21 protein-coding genes are annotated in these 17,547 nt (G+C 50.9%); 13 read left to right on the forward strand and 8 right to left on the reverse strand.

The window, feature by feature from the left end:
- Window positions 1–47: 47 nt before the first annotated feature.
- On the reverse strand, window positions 48–524 hold the full coding sequence (locus A5320_RS06980) for a GNAT family N-acetyltransferase (RefSeq protein ID WP_231916663.1): 477 nt from the start codon (window positions 522–524) through the stop codon (window positions 48–50).
- A 116-nt stretch (window positions 525–640) separates the two neighbouring features.
- On the opposite strand from A5320_RS06980, the gene pdxR reads away from it, so the two are divergent.
- The 5 genes from pdxR to A5320_RS07005 all read left to right on the forward strand — a co-directional run bounded on the left by pdxR (window position 641) and on the right by A5320_RS07005 (window position 5,262).
- Complete coding sequence (pdxR, locus tag A5320_RS06985) at window positions 641–2,113, forward strand: MocR-like pyridoxine biosynthesis transcription factor PdxR (RefSeq protein WP_082971578.1); 1,473 nt, start codon at window positions 641–643, stop codon at window positions 2,111–2,113.
- 103 nt (window positions 2,114–2,216) lie between these two features.
- The gene (locus A5320_RS06990) at window positions 2,217–3,173 is read left to right on the forward strand and encodes a hypothetical protein (RefSeq protein WP_068062677.1); all 957 of its coding nucleotides are present in this window, start codon (window positions 2,217–2,219) and stop codon (window positions 3,171–3,173) included.
- Between the two features lie 206 nt (window positions 3,174–3,379).
- The gene (locus tag A5320_RS06995; RefSeq protein ID WP_068062680.1) at window positions 3,380–4,039 is read left to right on the forward strand and encodes an energy transducer TonB; all 660 of its coding nucleotides are present in this window, start codon (window positions 3,380–3,382) and stop codon (window positions 4,037–4,039) included.
- 79 nt (window positions 4,040–4,118) lie between these two features.
- Complete coding sequence (locus tag A5320_RS07000) at window positions 4,119–4,847, forward strand: MotA/TolQ/ExbB proton channel family protein (protein ID WP_068062682.1); 729 nt, start codon at window positions 4,119–4,121, stop codon at window positions 4,845–4,847.
- Between the two features lies 1 nt (window position 4,848).
- Window positions 4,849–5,262: an ExbD/TolR family protein gene (locus A5320_RS07005; RefSeq protein ID WP_068062685.1), complete on the forward strand. Its 414-nt coding sequence runs from the start codon at window positions 4,849–4,851 to the stop codon at window positions 5,260–5,262.
- A gap of 18 nt (window positions 5,263–5,280) precedes the next feature.
- Here A5320_RS07005 and A5320_RS07010 read toward each other — a convergent pair whose 3' ends face one another.
- The gene (locus A5320_RS07010; protein ID WP_068062688.1) at window positions 5,281–5,943 is read right to left on the reverse strand and encodes a hypothetical protein; all 663 of its coding nucleotides are present in this window, start codon (window positions 5,941–5,943) and stop codon (window positions 5,281–5,283) included.
- Between the two features lie 274 nt (window positions 5,944–6,217).
- On the opposite strand from A5320_RS07010, the gene A5320_RS07015 reads away from it, so the two are divergent.
- A complete protein-coding gene (locus A5320_RS07015) occupies window positions 6,218–6,445 on the forward strand; it encodes a hypothetical protein (protein ID WP_068062691.1) in 228 nt (75 codons plus the stop codon).
- 90 nt (window positions 6,446–6,535) lie between these two features.
- Here the strand turns inward: A5320_RS07015 and A5320_RS07020 are convergent, their stop codons facing one another.
- Window positions 6,536–6,877, reverse strand: coding sequence for a zinc ribbon domain-containing protein YjdM (locus A5320_RS07020; RefSeq protein ID WP_068062693.1), 342 nt, complete (start codon window positions 6,875–6,877; stop codon window positions 6,536–6,538).
- 188 nt (window positions 6,878–7,065) lie between these two features.
- Between A5320_RS07020 and A5320_RS07025 the strand changes: the two genes are divergently transcribed.
- The 6 genes from A5320_RS07025 to A5320_RS07045 all read left to right on the forward strand — a co-directional run bounded on the left by A5320_RS07025 (window position 7,066) and on the right by A5320_RS07045 (window position 11,446).
- Window positions 7,066–7,623: a serine O-acetyltransferase gene (locus A5320_RS07025; RefSeq protein WP_068063085.1), complete on the forward strand. Its 558-nt coding sequence runs from the start codon at window positions 7,066–7,068 to the stop codon at window positions 7,621–7,623.
- The gene (arfB, locus tag A5320_RS07030; protein WP_068062696.1) at window positions 7,620–8,039 is read left to right on the forward strand and encodes an alternative ribosome rescue aminoacyl-tRNA hydrolase ArfB; all 420 of its coding nucleotides are present in this window, start codon (window positions 7,620–7,622) and stop codon (window positions 8,037–8,039) included. The genes A5320_RS07025 and arfB overlap by 4 nt, the downstream gene beginning before the upstream one ends.
- A 137-nt stretch (window positions 8,040–8,176) precedes the next feature.
- Window positions 8,177–8,317, forward strand: a complete 141-nt coding sequence (locus tag A5320_RS21910) for a hypothetical protein (RefSeq protein WP_157605683.1) — start codon at window positions 8,177–8,179, stop codon at window positions 8,315–8,317.
- A gap of 47 nt (window positions 8,318–8,364) precedes the next feature.
- The gene (locus tag A5320_RS07035) at window positions 8,365–9,429 is read left to right on the forward strand and encodes a sulfate/molybdate ABC transporter ATP-binding protein (protein ID WP_068062699.1); all 1,065 of its coding nucleotides are present in this window, start codon (window positions 8,365–8,367) and stop codon (window positions 9,427–9,429) included.
- Between the two features lie 153 nt (window positions 9,430–9,582).
- Window positions 9,583–10,458, forward strand: a complete 876-nt coding sequence (locus A5320_RS07040; RefSeq protein WP_068062702.1) for an SDR family oxidoreductase — start codon at window positions 9,583–9,585, stop codon at window positions 10,456–10,458.
- Between the two features lie 70 nt (window positions 10,459–10,528).
- The gene (locus tag A5320_RS07045; protein ID WP_197490010.1) at window positions 10,529–11,446 is read left to right on the forward strand and encodes an AraC family transcriptional regulator; all 918 of its coding nucleotides are present in this window, start codon (window positions 10,529–10,531) and stop codon (window positions 11,444–11,446) included.
- A 472-nt stretch (window positions 11,447–11,918) separates the two neighbouring features.
- Here A5320_RS07045 and A5320_RS07055 read toward each other — a convergent pair whose 3' ends face one another.
- The 4 genes from A5320_RS07055 to A5320_RS07070 all read right to left on the reverse strand — a co-directional run bounded on the left by A5320_RS07055 (window position 11,919) and on the right by A5320_RS07070 (window position 14,340).
- Window positions 11,919–12,698, reverse strand: a complete 780-nt coding sequence (locus tag A5320_RS07055) for a substrate-binding periplasmic protein (protein ID WP_068062708.1) — start codon at window positions 12,696–12,698, stop codon at window positions 11,919–11,921.
- Window positions 12,699–12,819: 121 nt separating this feature from the next.
- Window positions 12,820–13,470 (reverse strand): flavin reductase family protein, encoded by a 651-nt coding sequence (locus tag A5320_RS07060; RefSeq protein ID WP_068062711.1) that lies wholly within the window; start codon window positions 13,468–13,470, stop codon window positions 12,820–12,822.
- Window positions 13,471–13,504: 34 nt separating this feature from the next.
- Complete coding sequence (locus tag A5320_RS07065; RefSeq protein ID WP_082971581.1) at window positions 13,505–13,909, reverse strand: DoxX family protein; 405 nt, start codon at window positions 13,907–13,909, stop codon at window positions 13,505–13,507.
- Entirely contained in the window at window positions 13,906–14,340 is a 435-nt protein-coding gene (locus tag A5320_RS07070) for a DUF3703 domain-containing protein (protein WP_068062715.1), read from the reverse strand. Before A5320_RS07070 ends, A5320_RS07065 begins: the two co-directional genes overlap by 4 nt.
- A gap of 154 nt (window positions 14,341–14,494) precedes the next feature.
- Between A5320_RS07070 and A5320_RS07075 the strand changes: the two genes are divergently transcribed.
- Window positions 14,495–15,037: a cysteine hydrolase family protein gene (locus A5320_RS07075; RefSeq protein WP_068062718.1), complete on the forward strand. Its 543-nt coding sequence runs from the start codon at window positions 14,495–14,497 to the stop codon at window positions 15,035–15,037.
- Between the two features lie 20 nt (window positions 15,038–15,057).
- On the opposite strand, the gene A5320_RS07080 is transcribed toward A5320_RS07075, so the two are convergent.
- Window positions 15,058–17,490 (reverse strand): beta-N-acetylhexosaminidase, encoded by a 2,433-nt coding sequence (locus tag A5320_RS07080; RefSeq protein ID WP_197490011.1) that lies wholly within the window; start codon window positions 17,488–17,490, stop codon window positions 15,058–15,060.
- Window positions 17,491–17,547: the final 57 nt, after the last annotated feature.

A 17,547-nucleotide genomic window follows, 5' to 3' on the forward strand; every position in this document is an offset into this window, starting at 1 on the left:
CAAACCTCTGATTATTGCACTGCGATGACGGCCGCTGCTCTCAAAGCCTATTGCTCGCGCTGCACCGAAAATGCGTTATTGATCGCGCTAAAACCGACTTTTGGATAATAACCCATCGCACTGGGTGCGCTTAACAGCAACTGTTGCACCTGCGGCCCGGTGGTCTCCGCCACTGCTTGTAACAACAACCGACCAATACCTTGTTGTTGTAAATCGCCGGTGACCAGTAAATCTGAGATATAACAAACAAAAGCGCCGTCAGTTAAACAACGCGCCAGCCCGACCAGCTTGCCGTCGATGCGGGCGCTCAGCGTCAGGTTGGCACCGGCAAACAGCTGCGCCATCCGCGCTTTGTCGGTGAGTGGCCGCTTGATCCCGGACGAATGATAAAGCGCCAGATATTCATCCAGCATGGCGGGCTGCCAGCTTTCGGTTTGGATCAATAGCTTTAAACCGTTGTTGAGGATAAAGGACTGATTGTCTAAAGATTTGTCGTTAAATGACTGGCTGGTAAAACTTTCCATAAAAATCTCCTGCAAAGCCAGCTCTTGCGCTGGCGCTGAATGACTGTTCAAATACAGCTTAAAAGGCAATTGGTTCTATAAAAAGCACCAGTTTTGTCAAATTTATGGATCCAGTTATGAAAATAGAACCAGACAGCATCATCTTAAGCGGCGAAGGCAGTTTGCAGCGGCAGCTGTATCAGGCGCTACGCCAGCCATTACTCAGCGGACTCTGGCCCAGCGGCGCTTTGCTGCCGTCCAGCCGGGTGTTGGCGAGCGAACTGGGGTTAAGTCGTAATACGGTAAATGCAGCATTGGCGCAGCTGGTGGCCGAAGGGTATTTGCAAGGCCAACCCGGCCGGGGTTATTGCATCATCACCCAACTGCCGGATCATTTTTTTCAAGCACATGGTTTTCAAGCGCATGCATTTCAGGACAGCCACCGATTTTCCACGTCAAACAACAAGCAAACTGTAGCCAACACCAGCATCCCGATTCAGCCAGCAACTCCGCATAAAACCGGTTTACTCGAACCCGGCGTCCCGGATTTGGCAGCATTTCCCTATCGCATCTGGCAACGCTTATTACAGCGCCATGCCGACCGCCCCAAGCTCGGCGTCGGTAGTGATGTGCTGGGTTACTTGCCGCTTCGTCAGGCACTGAGCCTATATTTGCAGCAATCAAGGCAAGTGCACTGCAACGAACAACAAATTCTAATCACCGCTGGCGCGCAGCAAGGATTGTATGTTGCGGCAATGTTGGTGGCAGCACGCGGCGACCAAGTGCTGATGGAATCGCCCGGTTATGGCCGGTTGCGCCAGGCACTGCAGTTGCAGGATTTACAGATCGAGTATCTGGATGCCAGCGGCGCCGAAGGTATTTCGGCCGAAGCACTGACAAATTACCACGACTGCAAAGCATTGTTTCTAACGCCGGGCCATCAATATCCGATGGGTGGCATTATGCCGTTGCCACAGCGGCTAGCGATTTTACAGTGGGCGCGCCAACAAGGATGCTGGTTGGTGGAAGATGATTACGACAGCGAATTCCAGTTTAAACACCGGCCGATCGCCAGCTTGCAAGGCTTGGCTCAGGGCGAAGGGGTGATTTTTGTCGGCAGTTTCAGTAAAACCATGCAACCGGCGCTGCGGCTCGGCTATCTGGTGGCGCCGGTAGCTTTGATCCGGCGTGCCGCCGAGATAGTGCAGGCAATTCACGGCGACGTGCCGCTGTTAACACAGGCTGCACTGGCCGATTTTATCAGCGAAGGTCATTTCAGCCGGCACCTGCGAAAAATGCGCAAACTGTATCAGCACAAACAACAGTTAGCGCAGCAATTGGCGGCGCAGTATTTGCCCGATTGGCGCTTAAGCGCGATGCACGCCGGGTTGCATCTGGTGCTGCTTTGCCCTGAAACAATGCTGCCAGATTTCGATGGCCCGCGCCTGCTACAGCAACTGGCAGCGCAAGGTTATGCACCAGCGCCGTTGTCGAAATATCAGTTTAATGGCGAACAGCAGGCGGGTTTGGTGATCGGCATCGCTAATCTGAGTCACGCCGAGCTGGAGCGTGGCTTGCAGCTGATTGCAGCCTTTCAGCATTCCAGTTGAAAGATTTTTATCGGGCTTATCGAAAAAATTCATTTAAATATGGATGGCCAGCCATCCAAACATCTGTATACTTAGCCGTATCAAGGTTACAGGTGTACAGATCATGGCGTTGTCGTTACAGCAAAAAATTACCGATCCAAATCAAGGGGTTTATCTGATTGGCACCACGCCGCCAAAAGCGGACACGGCTATCGATAAAACCGTGCGGATCGCCAAAAAACTGCTGGCACGGCTAAACGAAGTGGAATATGACGGCCTGGTGGTTTATGACATTCAGGATGAAAGCAGCCGCGTCAGCGAAGACCGGCCTTTCCCATTTCAAAGCACTTTAGATCCAAGGGTTTACGGACAGATTTTACGCCAGCAAGCCAAACGTGACGTGATCACTTACAAGAGTGTGGCGCAGCGCGACGCCAGTGAATTTAACCAGTGGCTGAGCGAAACCAAAGAAGATTTCCAGCTGGATAATCTGGTGTTAGTCGGCAGCCCTTCGTCCAATGGCACCATTAAATTAAGCCTGCCGGACGCTTATCAGCAACTAGCCGAACACCAGGCCAGGTTTTATTTAGGTGGTGTGGCGATTGCCGAACGCCATGCCAGCAAAGGCAACGAACACGAGCGGTTGATTGAAAAATCACGCCAGGGTTGCCAGTTTTTTATCTCACAAGCAGTGTATAACGCCCAGGCCACTATCGATTTAATCACCAGTTATGTCCGCAGCTGCAAACAGCAGAACCTGACACCACAACGGATCATTTTGACCTTCACGCCATGTGGTGGCGAACAAACGTTGGAATTTATGCACTGGCTGGGCATTTCAGTGCCACAAGCCAGCAAATACCGCATTCTGGATGCAGCCAATCCACTGAATGAGTCGATTAAAATTTGCCGCGACAACCTGCAGCAAATTCTGCTGCACTGCGCCGGTTTAGACATTCCGCTCGGTCTGAACGTCGAAAGCCTGACCAACCGCCGCGAAGAAATCGACGCTTCTATCCGTTTATTCCGTTTACTCAAAGCCACCATGGAACTGCATCTGGCTGAGAAACAAGTGGCTTAAGCTACATGTGTTAACATCGGGGTCAGAGTAATTGTTAACAAATTTATGTTAACAATTGACTCTGACCCCGATGTTAACAATTTGCAACTCTTAAAAGCCACTGGCATCCTGCCCTGAAAATCTATATAATACGAATCATTATCAATTGCACTTTGTACTGACAGTGCCTCTGTCACACAAATTGAATATTTGTCGATGGGTCGAAGATGCGAAGCGGTTGGCGTCAACAAGCGGGAATATTGTGTTTGGTGCTGGGCTGTCATCTGGCGGCGCTCGCGCTGACGTTGGCGGACAGCAACGAGCCAGCGCCTGAACCAGAAGTTGTCACACCACCGACTATTGTCGGCATCATGTTGCCGCCGCCGGTAGCACCTCCGCAGCCGAAACCCAAGCCGTTGCCGGAACCTAAACCACAGCCCAAGCAAAAGCCAAAGCCTTTACCTAAACCATTGCCCAAGCCTTTGCCAAAAGCGCCGCCATCGGAAAAAGCGGTCAGTGCGCCACCGGTTGAACCACCACCACCGCCGGTCAGAAAAGCCAAAGCAGCGCCAGCCAAAGCCGCACCAGCTGCTCCTACCATTCAACCGCCATCGGCCGAGGCGCAAGGGTTAAACAATAAAGCGCCGCTGTACCCGCAGCTTTCGCGCAAGAAAAAAGAACAAGGCACCGTATTACTGCTGATTTTGGTGAAAGCCGACGGTACTGTCGGCGAGATTAAACTGAAAACCAGCAGCGGTTTTACCCGACTGGATCAGGCCGCCAAACAGGCAGTGAAGCGCTGGCAGTTTCAGCCGGCGCTAAAAGAAGGCCAGCCCATCGACTTTTGGTACGAATTACCGCTGAAATTCCGGTTAAATCAAGGCTAACTGGAACGGCTGTATCCTATTTAAATCAGGTAGTTAATCGCCGCTGCGCTAAGGTCAGCTGAGCGACAGGAGAAAAAACATGCAAGACAATCCATACGGTATTGCGTCGCTTTGGGCACAAAGTGATGGTGTGATTAAAGGCGTGGCACTGATTTTATTGATCATGTCCGTCGCATCCTGGTGCGTGATCCTGATCCGCGCTTTTCATCTGTGGCAACTGCAAAAAGTGGCGCACGCCAGCCGCGATTTCTGGCATGCGCAAAGTTTTGCCCAGGGCCTGCAGATTTTATCTGCGACCAATCAACAGTACGACAGCCGCGGTAATCCGTTCCGGTTTCTGGCCGATGAAGGTCAGGCCGCGCTAGATCATCACAGCAGCCATCAGGACGATTTACACGGCCGTTTACCGTTGTCCGATTGGCTGACCTCGACGTTAAAAGGCGCCATTGAACAAAGCTCGGAGCAAATGCAAAAGGGCCTGGCGATTTTGGCGTCGGTTGGCTCGACCGCGCCTTTTGTCGGACTCTTTGGCACGGTTTGGGGTATTTACCACGCACTGGTTGGCATTGGTGCCAGCGGTCAGGCCAGTATTGATAAAGTGGCCGGCCCGGTCGGTGAAGCATTAATCATGACGGCTTTTGGGTTGGCGGTAGCCATTCCGGCGGTGCTGGCATATAACGCGCTAAGCCGCGCCAATAAAGGCATTATCAGCAAACTGAATCGTTTTGCCTTTCAGCTGCATGCTTATTTTCTGACGGGCGCAGCACCTAAATCAGCCCAGGTGAAAACCTTGCGCAGCGGAGGCTAACATGGCGTTTGGTGGCGATTTTGACAACAACGACGAAGTGATGAGCGAAATTAACATGACGCCGTTAGTGGACGTGATGTTAGTGCTGCTGATTATTTTTATCATCACAGTGCCGGTGCTGACCCATTCGGTGGAAATTGAATTACCCCGCGCCAGTAATGTGCCAAACGAGTTAAAACCGACCACAGTACAGCTGGCTGTTGATGCCACAGGTGACGTGTTCTGGAACGAAACAAAAGTGACACCGGCTGAACTTGCGGCAAAACTTAGCGCCGCTGCTGCCACCAATCCGCAGCCGGAAATTCATCTGCGCGGCGATCGCACCGTCGCTTATGAGCATGTGGTCAAAACCATGGCTGCGGTACAAAGTGCCGGCATTTTAAAGCTGGGTTTTGTGACGGAACCGGCGTCTTAGCTGACGTAGGTTCAGTTGTTATTCTTTCGGTGTCGGTAACGCCAGTTGCGGATAATGCCGGTCGATTGCTTCAACCATCGTTTTGGCATGCTGCACCGAAACTTCGGCAAAGTTTTGTAGATTGTAGCTGTAGGTTTGCAGCGGCTGGTAAGCCGGGCTCAACCGGTTACCCGGTGACAAAAAATACGGTTGTGGCACTTGCGCCAAATGGGGGTAAATGACATCCAGCTGATAGCGGTTAAAGTCTTCAATCATCTGGATAAAGTTTTGATGCAAGGTGTTAAAGCGTGCCAGATCACGATACAAATCCAGCTGAATATCATTTAATTTGCCGGAAGTGATCATCGGATGTAACGCTTCCAAATACCAATAATCGCCAATGATTATGCCCGGGATTTGGGTTAAAGCGCCTTTGGTAATCTGCTGCTGCATCTTGGTGTTTATATTGCGGAAAAAACTGATAAAGCCGGCTTTTGGATCACTGCCGTTGTCGATGTAAGCAGTTAAATCAGCGCGAACTGCTTTGACGATTTCAATTTGTTGCTGCGCTTTGGTTTGTTGTTGCTGATAATCCGACAGTAAAAATGCTGCAAAAACACCGATAAACACCACTGCTAGCTCGGCTAACAAACTACGAAAGCGCTGTGGCAAAATCAGGTATTTACGCAAAAAACTGAACATCCGAAACTCCATTAACAAATTTAACGGGATTATCATGCCGTTAGCGCAGCAGTGTTGTACATAGCCTGTTACAGATTTATGCTGCCCTAAGCTAAAAATTGCGATAACCTCTTATTATCTAGACCCAAAATCATTGTCGATGTAGGTAGGCGGCAACTGAACGAATCCCAAGGAGCATAGTTGTCCTACGTGACTGGGGTGAGCGAAGGCGGCCAACAACCCTGCATCTGCAAGGATGAAGGGTATACGCAGCCAAAGTCACAGGAGACTCAACATGGCGGAACAAGGTTCAGGCGGTAATGTCATCGCGGCTTTATGCAGTTTTTTTCTCCCGGGTCTGGGGCAGCTCGTACAGGGAAGGTTATTACCAGCGATTTTGTTTTTTGTGATGTGTGGCGTGGGTTACTTTTTATGGTGGCTGATTGTGCCGGGTATTATCGCTGCGCTGATCCACTTGTGGGGCATTATTGATGCCGCTACTTATACTAATCGTCGGTATTAGCGTAAAAAAGGGTGCTGGTAATAGCACCCTTTTTGTCGACAGCTTTAGGATATAACGTCGCTTTAACCGCGGCCAGGGCCGCGTAGGACATCAGACCTTCTTCACAAACTCAGATTTGAGTTTCATCGCCCCAAAACCATCAATTTTACAGTCGATATCATGGTCGCCATCGACTAGTCGGATCCCTTTCACTTTGGTACCTATTTTCACCACCAGCGACGAACCTTTTACTTTTAAGTCTTTGATGACGGTCACGGTATCGCCATCCTGCAGCACATTGCCTGCAGCATCGCGGATCACTTTGTCACCTTCAGCAGCTTCAACCGCAGCGCCCGGCTGCCATTCATGGCCACACTCAGGGCATATCAACTGGCTGCCATCTTCATAAGTGTAAGCGGAATTACATTGTGGACAAGGAGGTAACTGCGACATCTGAGGATCCTTTGGGTGATACCCTTAAAAAAAGTGTGGCATTATACATTTTTCAGGCCTTTTTACACGGCAATTAGCGCGTGATATGTCGAATCAGCATGGTAATGAGCAAATTTAAGCACACCAACCCCTGATAAAAGTCAGTACAATACAGCAGTTTTTCAGATTTGGAGGCCGGTATTTTGATCATGAATTATTCAGTGCGTGAGTTAATCAAAGCTGATTTGTATCGTTATTATGGCCACTACAGCTTTGGACTGCTGTGCAAAAACATGCTCAATGCCAACCGCGGTTTTCGTTATTCCTTTTGGCTGCGGTTATGTAACAGCGGCAATCCGATAATTCGCATACTCGCGAAGCTGATGCATCGGCGGTTATCGACCCGCTACCAAATTCAAATCCCACCACATACCCGTATTGGACCTGGCTTGTATCTTGGTCATGGCACGGCAATTATTGTCAACGAAGCAGCAGTTATCGGCAAAAACTGTAATTTAAGCCATTTTGTCACCATTGGCTCAAATAGCGGAAAATCGGCAATTATCGGCGATAACGTGTATATCGGGCCTAACTCATGCATCATTGAACAAGTAAATATTGGCGACAATGCAACTATTGGCGCAGGGGCGGTGGTGATTAAAGACGTAGCGGCTGACGTCACAGTGGCAGGTAATCCGGCGCGGGTTATTTCCACCAAAGAGCCTGGTCGATTTGTGACTCATCGTTTCGGAAATCAATCTTCATGATTCAAATTACTGCTTCAATCAGCATCGACGACGCCGAACTGGACTGGCAAGCCATTCGCGCCAGCGGCCCCGGCGGCCAGCATGTCAATAAAACTTCGACCGCGATGCAGCTGATGTTTGATATCAACCAATCGTCGTTGCCGGAACATTACAAAACCGCTTTGTTGCAAAAATCGGATCACCGTATCACCGCTTCCGGCAAAATTGTGATTAAAAGCCAACAAAGCCGCAGCCAGGAAATGAATCGCGAAACTGCATTGCAGCAACTGATTGAGCTGATTAAATCTGCCGGCATTATCCCGAAAAAACGCCACGCCACCAAACCAACTTATGGCAGCCAGCAACGACGGCTCGACAGCAAAAAACAACGCAGCGGCACCAAAAGCCTGCGCCAGCAAAAACTAGGGCATGATTAGAACTCATTGCCCTTTCACTCTTCCAGCCTCCTAATCACTTTCAGTTATAACCTTGCTACTAAAAAGTATTTTAAGTTATTAATAGCCTCTGTTGTAATGCACGTCAGGCATATAGATGTCTAAACGGAGAAAACAGCATGGCAACCACAAACGTCCAAAGCTTCCTTGACCAATTACTGGATAAGTTTGAATGCTGGATGATTCAGGCCGAATTCGGCTCCGCTATTGCGCAACTGCCAGCTTCTTCGCAGACATCTTTGCAAGCATTGGATGAGTAATGTTGACGGGATGTCGCTGCAAACAGTGACACCGCCACGAGGTAAGTATGAGTATTCAGGTCGAACAGGTTCGGAAAAACTTTGGTGATTTTGTCGCCGTCGATAACGTCAACTTATCGATTAATAGCGGCGAATTGACCGCTTTGCTTGGCCCGTCCGGTTCAGGTAAAACCACCTTGTTGCGGCTGATTGCTGGTCTGGAACAAACCGATTCCGGCCGGATTATTTTCCACGGCGAAGACATCAGCCACCAGCACGTCAGCGAACGTGGTGTTGGTTTTGTGTTTCAGCATTACGCCTTATTTAAAAACATGACGGTGTTTGAAAACGTCGCGTTTGGTCTGACCGTTAAACCACGCAAATTCCGCCCCAATGCTGCCGAAATTAAAAAACGGGTGGATCGCCTGCTGCAATTAGTGCAACTGGACTGGACTGCCGATCGTTATCCATCGCAGCTTTCCGGTGGTCAGCGCCAGCGGATTGCACTGGCGCGCGCTCTGGCGGTTGAACCCAAAGTGCTGTTGTTGGACGAGCCGTTTGGTGCGTTGGATGCCAAGGTACGGGCCGAACTGCGCCGTTGGTTACGCCGTTTGCATGACGAAATTCATGTCACCAGCGTGTTCGTCACCCATGATCAGGAAGAAGCCTTAGAAGTGGCGGATCGCATCGTGGTGATGAACAAAGGCCGGATTGAGCAAGACGGCACGCCGGAAGAAGTATATGACAACCCGGCCAACCCGTTTGTTTACGAATTTTTAGGTACGGTTAACCTGTTTCACGCCAGAGTGCGGCATGGCGATACACTGATCAATGCCGACACCCAAGACAAACCGGCCAGCGCTGACGAAGTAGCTTTACCAGGTTTTGCCTACGTGCGGCCGCACGAAATTGATGTAATGCATCAGGCTGAAGAAGAAGCCATCGCTGCCAAACTGGAACTGGTGACGGTGGTTGGCCCGACAGTGCGGCTGGAGCTGCAAACCGAAGTGTCGGACCGCGTGGTCCATGTTGAACTCAGCAAAGAGCAATTCAAAAAGCTGGGCCTCACCGTCGCACAACAAGTGTATTTAAAACCTCGGTATAGCCGGGTGTTTTTGGGCGAAGGTATTTAACCACGGTTTTAACTACGTTCGTTTTAAAGCCGTTCCGATAACGGGCGGCTTCGTCGTAACTATCTAGATCTGCACCCGCAAAGCCAACCGCATAGACAAGCACCCTCCAGCACTGCATGATGGGCTAATTTTCTCCCAAAATTGCTGATCTTGATGACAACTCCTGACAAAATCGCGCTGGTCACCGGTGCATCCAGTGGCATCGGCCGCGCACTGGCAAATCAATTACAGCAACGTGGGTTTCTGGTCTACGCCACTGCGCGTAAAACCGCCGATCTAACGACCTTAACTGCCGCCGGATTTCAGGCGCTGCAGCTGGATGTGAACGACCAAACCGCCATCGACCAGGCTGTGCAAACCATCACTAAGCAACATAACCGACTGGATTTACTCATTAATAATGCCGGATTTGGCGCGATGGGACCGGTGCTGGATTGCCCCCCTGCTCAGCTACAGCTGCAATTTCAAACCAATGTGTTCAGCCTGGTGCATGTCACCCGCAGCCTGTTGCCATTATTACTGCAAAGCCGCGGCATCGTGGTGAATATCGGCAGTGTCTCGGCCGATTTTGTCACGCCCTACGCCGGGATTTATTGTGCATCTAAAGCAGCGGTGCATGCGATTAATACCGCGCTACGCTTAGAACTGGCGCCTTTTGGTATCACAGTGGTGGAAGTACAACCCGGTGCTATCGCTTCAGAATTTGGCGCCACCGCCAGTCAGCAAGCCGAACAAAATCTTAGCGAACGATCGATCTGGTGGCCACTGCGTGAAGGTATTCGTCGCCGCGCCAAAGCCTCGCAAAATAAGCCAACGCCAACGCAGGTATTTGCCAAACAAGTGGTGACCCAACTGCTGCAAACCAACACGCCACGGTTGATCCGCGCCGGATATGGCAGTTTTGCCTTGCCGTTGCTGGCACACTGTTTACCCACAGTGCTGTTGGATTGGGTGTTACGCCGCCAGTTTTTGTTGCCAGCGGCGGGCAGTATGGCGCCAGAACCATTTCCGCCAAAAACCGATAACTGAGCATTTTCGGTCAGGACAGACCCAGGCGATAGCGGTAAGCTTGTGGTATTGAATGCCTGGCGAGCAACTTATGTCTTTGTCACCCCATTTGCAGCGAGTGCTGCTGTATATCGATCAGCAGCTTGCTGCAGAAATCGCTGTGCCCGTTGCGGCGCAGAGCACCGAACCAAACGAGAATCGCTTTAGCATTCAACGCCTGAGCGAAGTCGCGCACTGGTCGAAGTTTCACTTTCAACGACAATTTTTTAGTCAATGCGGGCTGAGTGTCCAAAGCTATCTGCGGCTACTCAGACTGCTGCGGGCCGCCAGCCAGTTAAGTTTCCGGGAAACCAGTCTGACCCATATCGCCGCGGCCAGCGGATACGAGCACAGTGAATCGTTCAGCCGCGCTTTTCGTCGTTTACTGCAGCAGGCACCGATGGCATTTCGCGACAATCCGGACTGGCTACAGTGGCAACAGCAACTTGAATATTTAGCAACTGTGAGGTCTTTAATGCAGCAACATCCACCGATCGTCGACATTATCGACTTTGAGCAAACGCCAATTGCGCTGATGCTGCACCTCGGCAGCCCGGCTCTGTTAGGGGCTAGTATCCGGAGTTTTATTGAGTTTCGAAAACAGCAGCTGCTGCCGCCAAGCCGCAGCGCCACTTTTAATTTGTTGTATGACGACCCACGTCTGACAACACCGGATGACTATCAATTTGGTCTGGCAGCTGCCATCCCGCAACATTTCGAACTGGCGGCAGCTGTCAGTGACTGGCCAGAAATCAGCTTCAGCGAAATCCCCGCCGGACGCTGCGCACGCATTCAGCATACCGGCGATGATCAACAACTTGGGATGTTGGTAGACTATTTATATCAAAACTGGCTGGCACAAAATGGCGAGCAAGCGGCTGATTTTCCAATAGTTCTACAACGAAAAGTGTTTTTTCCGGAAGTACCGGCGCACGTGGCACAAACCGATATTTTGCTGTTTCTGCAATAACCTTTTGGCCCAGCGCACCACTTGAACTACAAAAAGTCTAAAAGTAGATAAATATCGAATATTTATCAAACAACAACTGATGTTAAAGTGGATTGCTTGCTTTAATGTCTTGTTATACACAGTAACCATTTAAGGCTCGAATTTAACCGTTACTGTTTAGCAGCATTTTTCGCGGACATTGATAGAATTAAAGGGATTTATGAATATTAATACAACCGAATTAGCTCATGCGATTCTGCTGTATACCTTGGTTTCTACAGCAGTTATGGCACTGATTTTCAAAAAGTTAGCTGCTGACAGCTATAAAGCGGTATATCAGAACATCTTTATTTGCATAATTTTTTTCTGGTATCAGCCATTTCATATGCTGAAACATTGCTGGCGGGTCTGGAAAGTTTATCGCCAGCGCAGAAGTGGCATCGCAAGTTGCGAAAGTACTGCGAAAAATTGACAGTGAATATTGGCGCAGCATTTACTGCGCCAACATCCCCGCCTGAAACTCGTCCATCAACCGCTGGTAGATACCGGACTGCTGGAGCTGCAATAGCCCCTGATCCAGCGCATCGGCTTTTTGTTGGCTTTGCTCGTTGTTTTTATCAAAAGCGATAAAAAGCTCACTGACAAAATTTTCCTCACCGCGAATAATCAAAGGGTCGGTCAACTGCCATTGCTTCAGATAAAAGCTCAGCACATCATCAAAAAACAACGCCACATCGAGTTTATCCGCTTGTAACAACTTGACGAGTTGCTCGTGCGTACTGACTTCCACCAGATTAAACCGCTGTTTATGCTTTTCAAAAGCATCACCGTATTCATAACCGAGAATAACGCCGACCACGGTGCGGTCCGGGATCGTGGCAACTGAGGTGAAGGTTTTGGCTTTTTTGTAGTAATAAAAGGACGAGCTGGCGCGAAATAGCGGTACCTGATGCAGTAAAAACCGGCTGCTGGTGCTTTGTTGTTTAGTGACGTTCCAGCAGCCGTCGACCATATTGTGTTCGGTGTAATACAAGGCTCTGGCGTAAGGCACCACCACGGTTTTTAACTGATATCCGGATTGTCGCAAAGCGGCCTGCACCAGGGTGTAAGACAACCCCCGGCCCTTTTCATCAGAAAAAGGTGGCCAGTTATCTTCAGCTGCAATGGTGATGATTTTTTCTTGCGCAGCAGATGTTGCGGGGACTGCATTCGCGGCATGCATCCACCATAAAACAAGCCAGACGACCCCAAGATAAACCTTGTACTGCTGCAATAGAACACACCTTAAGCCAGCGCTGAACTTCAACCACTCCAGACAATATATGAAACATTGGCGGATACCGCCATCAGTGGCTGCCAGCTTTGATTCAAAACAGAGTTTTAATTGATCTATCTCATGACTTAGCCAAAGTTGCGATGGCCGCTTCGGCACTGGCAGGCCTTGCCAGCTGAAAATTATCCGGCTGCTGGCTATGACCATACCATTGCCCACCAAGTCGCGACAGCCAGTCGATTTGATCATGTTTTAAGCGGTGATCCGGGCCTAATAAATTGTCATCAATATGCAGGCACAGCACTTTTGCCAGAATGATATCGCAACTTGGCGCGTCCGCCGGGTAAGGTGTCAGGCTCACTAATTCACATTCAAAACTGACCAAACTGTCGGCCAATCTGGGTGGCTTGACCATAGTCGCCGCCACAGTGGGTATCTGCAGCGCGTCGATTTCACTGGCGCCGGCGGCAAAATTGGCGGCGCTGGCATTCATCAACGCCAGCTGCGACGGGCTGATCAGATGCACAATCAGCTGCTGCGTTGCCTGAACATTAACGCTGGTATCCTTGGCCTCGCCATCGGCTTTGCGGTTCACCGAAATCATCAGTGTTGGTGGCGCGTCGCTAACCAGCTGAAAAAAACTAAAAGGCGCCAGATTGCTGCGCCCGGCCACATCTATCGTGCTGACCCAGGCGATTGGCCTTGGTACCACGGTGCCTGCCAGCAATGGATAAAGCGTCGAAGCACTTAAGGTACTGCAATCAAAAATCATCTATCTCTCCGCTTAAGGCTGGCTGGCGTGCTGTTTAATCCAGATAATTGGCTTTTTTGGTGCTGTGCTGCAAGCCAACACAAAGCAAAGCTACAATCAGCAGCACGCTATATTCAGCGCCATTCCGCCCGGCGCCAACCACAAACCAGCCTTCACCGGCATGTAGCATCAGGATGCCCATCGCATAAAGCGCCGCAAACAAGCCACAGAGCGGCCGCACCAGGCGCCGGAAAGCCAGCAGTGCCGACCCGAGGATCTCCACCGCGGTAATAGCAGCTGCCACCCAAAAACCAAATGGAATGCCCTGCCCCTGCAGCCAGCTGCCAAATGGTTCAACCCCACCATTTAACAGCCGGAACCAGCCGTGGGCTGCGATCAGACCCGCCAAGGTAATACGCAGGATCAGCCATGCCAGTTTATTTCGAGATTGTTCGGTCATGCTGAGGAGTCCTTGTTGTTATTGTTGCTTGTCGTAAATTGATCGTCAGTTAAACCGGTGCTGGCGCTGAGCTTAGTACTATCCGCCGCTTTGCCATCAATAATCTGCTGCAGCTCCGGCGCAATCGGCAACGACAAAAACATACTGATCTCGCTATCGCCGGTATTGCCGGTCGGTACTTTGCCGACCGCCGACCCAATAACGCCTAACACCATTCGAATGAACTGCCCGACCACAGCGCCAAAACGACGGCGGCGCCACTCTACCAACAGCATCAGCCAATGCGTGTAGACATGCGGCTGCACTGCCAATTGCCCCAGCACATGTGCCCGCTTTAACTGCTCCATCGCTGGATGCCATTGCTGCTGCGCCATCGCTCGCTGTGCCTGCTGAATGGCCTGATCGTAGGCTTGTTGTTGGATTTGATGCATAAATCTCTGTTCCTTATAAGCACTCTGAGCATGCTTGATTTCGGTTATACATAAGCGTCCAAAACAGATTCTGCTGGAAATTGCACTGTAAAAAAACCTAACACCCAGCTTACAATGGTGCAGCCCGCAAAAACAACCTTTGAGACCAAAGCTGATGACCACCGCACTATTGATTATTGATGTACAGCAAGGCTTATTTGCCACTGAACCACCACCAGCGCAGGCCCCGATGGTGATCAACAATATCAATCTGCTGAGTAGCTGGGCGCGGACGCAACAACTGCCGGTGATTTTTGTGATGCACGAAAAGCCCGACTCGGTGCTCGCTTACCAAAGTACCGGCTGGCAATTGCCCGCAGCTATCCAGCAGCAACCGGGCGACCTTATAAGTCGAAAAACCACCCCGGACGCCTTTTTACGCACTGAACTACAGCCTTTATTACAAAGCCTGGCGGTCGACCAATTGATCATCTGCGGTTACGCCAGCGAATTTTGTGTCGACACCACAGTGCGCAAAGCCGCTGCCCTCGGTTACCCCGTCATGCTGGTCGCCGACGCCCACACCACTCACGACAAAACCCACGCCAGCGCCGCCGCTATTAGCGCCCATCACAACGCTACCTTGCCAGCGATTAGTAGCTTTGGGGTGAAGATCCAGGCGGTTGCTACGGCGGAGTTGTTAGGTCGGAATTGCTAGGATACTGCAGTGACTTCAACTTAACGACACTCCAACATCTGCTTCACCGGTTGCGCCAGCGCCAGCAGCTCTTCGTCGACTTCGTTGATGATGATTTGTAGCTGTTGGTGCTGCCGATCCCAGGTTTTTAGCCGTTGTTGCTCCGCCAGCCATTGCAGCGCGATATCGCTGGTGATAGCGAGTTGAGCAGCAAGGTGTTTAATTCTGGGTTGTTGCTTTCCCTGATAGTTCTTTAGTTGCACCGCAGTTTGTTGCCAGCGCTGAAATTGCTGCTGTAAGTCATTAAGTGCGCTGCTGATTTCTTGCGACGACATCGCTTTGCTGACTACCGTTTGATTGCCACTATTGCCAAAGTCTGCCCCACAACCAATCAGCGCCAGTTGCCGCCGCAGTGCCACCAGAGTCAAGCTTTCCGCAGGCAAGGCGTCGGCGAACCGATCCAGTGGCGCGTCCAAATGATATTGGCCGCGCACGGTTTTCAGGTGATGGCGGCTGTAATACTGGCTTTGTTCGACGGTTTCGCTCAGCACCAATAAGGCTGCTGCTTCGGCGTCATTACTGGCGAGTGTCGCCAGGGCCTGGCGCTGTTGTTGTTGATGCAATAAGCCAATCCGACTGCCGTAGCCGTCCATCATCTGTAAACGCTGATACATCGAGCTTTCATCACGCATGTCAGCGGGCGACCAGAGCCGTTCGGCGACCGCGTATAACCGCGGCCACAACTTTAAATCCAGCACAGTCGATGGAACCAGTTCGGCCCAGAGTGCAGCTTCACCACCTAAAATCAGTTGTTGTTGGGCTGCAGTTAAGGTGGGCAATGATGTTTGCTGCTGACTATCGGTTTTCGCCGCAGGTTTTACCTGCAATGGATAACGGGTGTTTCCCAGCATCGCACTGGCTTGCCAGTTACCATCGCGGCTTCGCGGCAGCTGAATTTCGGCCGGGCCCAACCAACTGTCGATGGCAAATAACCAGTCGCTGCTACCATCGGCGTTGCTTTGTTGTTGCAACCAGCGTGGCGCCAATTCACCACGGGCGGGCACCTGCATTCGTAGTTGGGCGCTTGACGACAAGCCTGCTGGCTGCAACACAAACTGGCCTGTCACCGGCTTGTGATTAAAACGCTGCAGCTGAAAATCCAGCACTATTGGTTTGCTGGTCGCGAGTAAAGGCGGTAACGACAGTGCCACGCCCACCGGATCATTTCGGTAGTGAAAAGAAGTCGGCATCGGCTGGTCCAAATAATAACCCGCCGACAAAATCGTCGGATGGCCAGCACGGACACTGTCGGCCACGGCGTTTTGCCCTTGCCACGACTGCACCAGCACATCCTTGGGCAAATCTTTATGCAGCACTTCGTCCCAGCCAATCATGGTGCGATTAAGCTGTTTCAGTTGCAGCGCCAAGCGTCTGTTAAAATCGGCATGTAACTCACCGGCATCGGCTAGTTGTTGCTGCTGCATAAACTGTTGAATCGCCCGGTTTTGCAGCCACTGCTCCGGTTTGACTTCGTCGCCGCCAATATGCAAATAAGGATCAGGGAAAATTGTTGCCACTTCTTTTAATAAGGCCGCCGCAAAAGTGGTCACTGCAGGCGAGCTGACATCCAGCACTGGTGCAAACACACCAAAACGCCGCTCAGCATTGCCCGCAGAACCCGGCTCTGCCAATAACTGCGGATAAGCCCGGCCGATGGCACTGGCGTGGCCGGGTAAATCAATTTCCGGTACTACACGGATACCAAGCTTGGCGGCGTAATTCACCACTTCGCGCATTTGTGCTTGCGTATAAAATTCGCCGTCCGCGAATTGGGTCAGTTTCGGGTAACTTAAACTTTGAAAGCGCCAGCCTTGATCATCGGTTAAATGCCAGTGCAATACATTGAGTTTGGCTGAAGCCATGCCCTGCAGCTGGCGTTTTAAATCAGCCAGTGGCACAAAACGGCGGGCGCTGTCGATGAGCAGGCCACGCCATGGAAACCTTGGTTGGTCTTTAATTGTGACGGCTGGCCACTGACAGCGCGTTGCAGTTGTTGAGGCAGTAGTTGTTGGCAGTGCCGGGCAATCCAGCAACTGACTTAACGTCTCCAGCCCATATAAAACGCCGGTACTGGTTTTGGCCTTTAAGTAGATTTGCTGTGGCGTAACCTGTAACTGGTAACTTTCATCATCACCCGGTTTTGGGATTGTGAGCAGTTTCCCAATCTCAAGCCGCAATGTTGGTTTTAAGTCCGCAGTCACCGATTGCAGTAATACCGGCCGACCCGCTTGGGCGGTTAAGCGTTGTTGCAGATGTTGAATTAAATATTGGCTGTCAGTTGTGGCGTTTTGTCTAGCATCCGCCAGCTTCAGTTCAAAGCTAAGACGCAGCTCTGTTTGATCACCCGCCAGCAACAAAGCGCCGGATTGACGTTCCAGCTTGAGCGGATAAGGCATTAATGGTAGATCGTCCACAGCAAACAGTGGCTGCGCAGCAAGCAAACATCCCCAAAGCAATCCCAACCTGAAAAA

This window comes from Rheinheimera sp. SA_1 (assembly GCF_001669775.1).
Lineage (GTDB): Bacteria > Pseudomonadota > Gammaproteobacteria > Enterobacterales > Alteromonadaceae > Pararheinheimera.

Excerpts from the sequence above, each read along its gene's own strand:
- A5320_RS06980 (WP_231916663.1), bottom strand. The coding sequence starts at position 524 with ATGGAAAGTTTTACCAGCCAGTCATTTAACGACAAATCTTTAGACAAT.
- pdxR (WP_082971578.1), top strand. The coding sequence starts at position 641 with ATGAAAATAGAACCAGACAGCATCATCTTAAGCGGCGAAGGCAGTTTG.
- A5320_RS06990 (WP_068062677.1), top strand. The coding sequence starts at position 2,217 with ATGGCGTTGTCGTTACAGCAAAAAATTACCGATCCAAATCAAGGGGTT.
- A5320_RS07070 (WP_068062715.1), bottom strand. The coding sequence starts at position 14,340 with ATGCATCAAATCCAACAACAAGCCTACGATCAGGCCATTCAGCAGGCA.
- A5320_RS07020 (WP_068062693.1), bottom strand. The coding sequence starts at position 6,877 with ATGTCGCAGTTACCTCCTTGTCCACAATGTAATTCCGCTTACACTTAT.
- A5320_RS07000 (WP_068062682.1), top strand. The coding sequence starts at position 4,119 with ATGCAAGACAATCCATACGGTATTGCGTCGCTTTGGGCACAAAGTGAT.
- A5320_RS07045 (WP_197490010.1), top strand. The coding sequence starts at position 10,529 with ATGTCTTTGTCACCCCATTTGCAGCGAGTGCTGCTGTATATCGATCAG.
- A5320_RS06995 (WP_068062680.1), top strand. The coding sequence starts at position 3,380 with ATGCGAAGCGGTTGGCGTCAACAAGCGGGAATATTGTGTTTGGTGCTG.
- A5320_RS07015 (WP_068062691.1), top strand. The coding sequence starts at position 6,218 with ATGGCGGAACAAGGTTCAGGCGGTAATGTCATCGCGGCTTTATGCAGT.
- A5320_RS07005 (WP_068062685.1), top strand. The coding sequence starts at position 4,849 with ATGGCGTTTGGTGGCGATTTTGACAACAACGACGAAGTGATGAGCGAA.
- A5320_RS21910 (WP_157605683.1), top strand. The coding sequence starts at position 8,177 with ATGGCAACCACAAACGTCCAAAGCTTCCTTGACCAATTACTGGATAAG.
- A5320_RS07060 (WP_068062711.1), bottom strand. The coding sequence starts at position 13,470 with ATGATTTTTGATTGCAGTACCTTAAGTGCTTCGACGCTTTATCCATTG.
- arfB (WP_068062696.1), top strand. The coding sequence starts at position 7,620 with ATGATTCAAATTACTGCTTCAATCAGCATCGACGACGCCGAACTGGAC.
- A5320_RS07035 (WP_068062699.1), top strand. The coding sequence starts at position 8,365 with ATGAGTATTCAGGTCGAACAGGTTCGGAAAAACTTTGGTGATTTTGTC.
- A5320_RS07040 (WP_068062702.1), top strand. The coding sequence starts at position 9,583 with ATGACAACTCCTGACAAAATCGCGCTGGTCACCGGTGCATCCAGTGGC.
- A5320_RS07010 (WP_068062688.1), bottom strand. The coding sequence starts at position 5,943 with ATGTTCAGTTTTTTGCGTAAATACCTGATTTTGCCACAGCGCTTTCGT.
- A5320_RS07065 (WP_082971581.1), bottom strand. The coding sequence starts at position 13,909 with ATGACCGAACAATCTCGAAATAAACTGGCATGGCTGATCCTGCGTATT.
- A5320_RS07025 (WP_068063085.1), top strand. The coding sequence starts at position 7,066 with ATGAATTATTCAGTGCGTGAGTTAATCAAAGCTGATTTGTATCGTTAT.
- A5320_RS07075 (WP_068062718.1), top strand. The coding sequence starts at position 14,495 with ATGACCACCGCACTATTGATTATTGATGTACAGCAAGGCTTATTTGCC.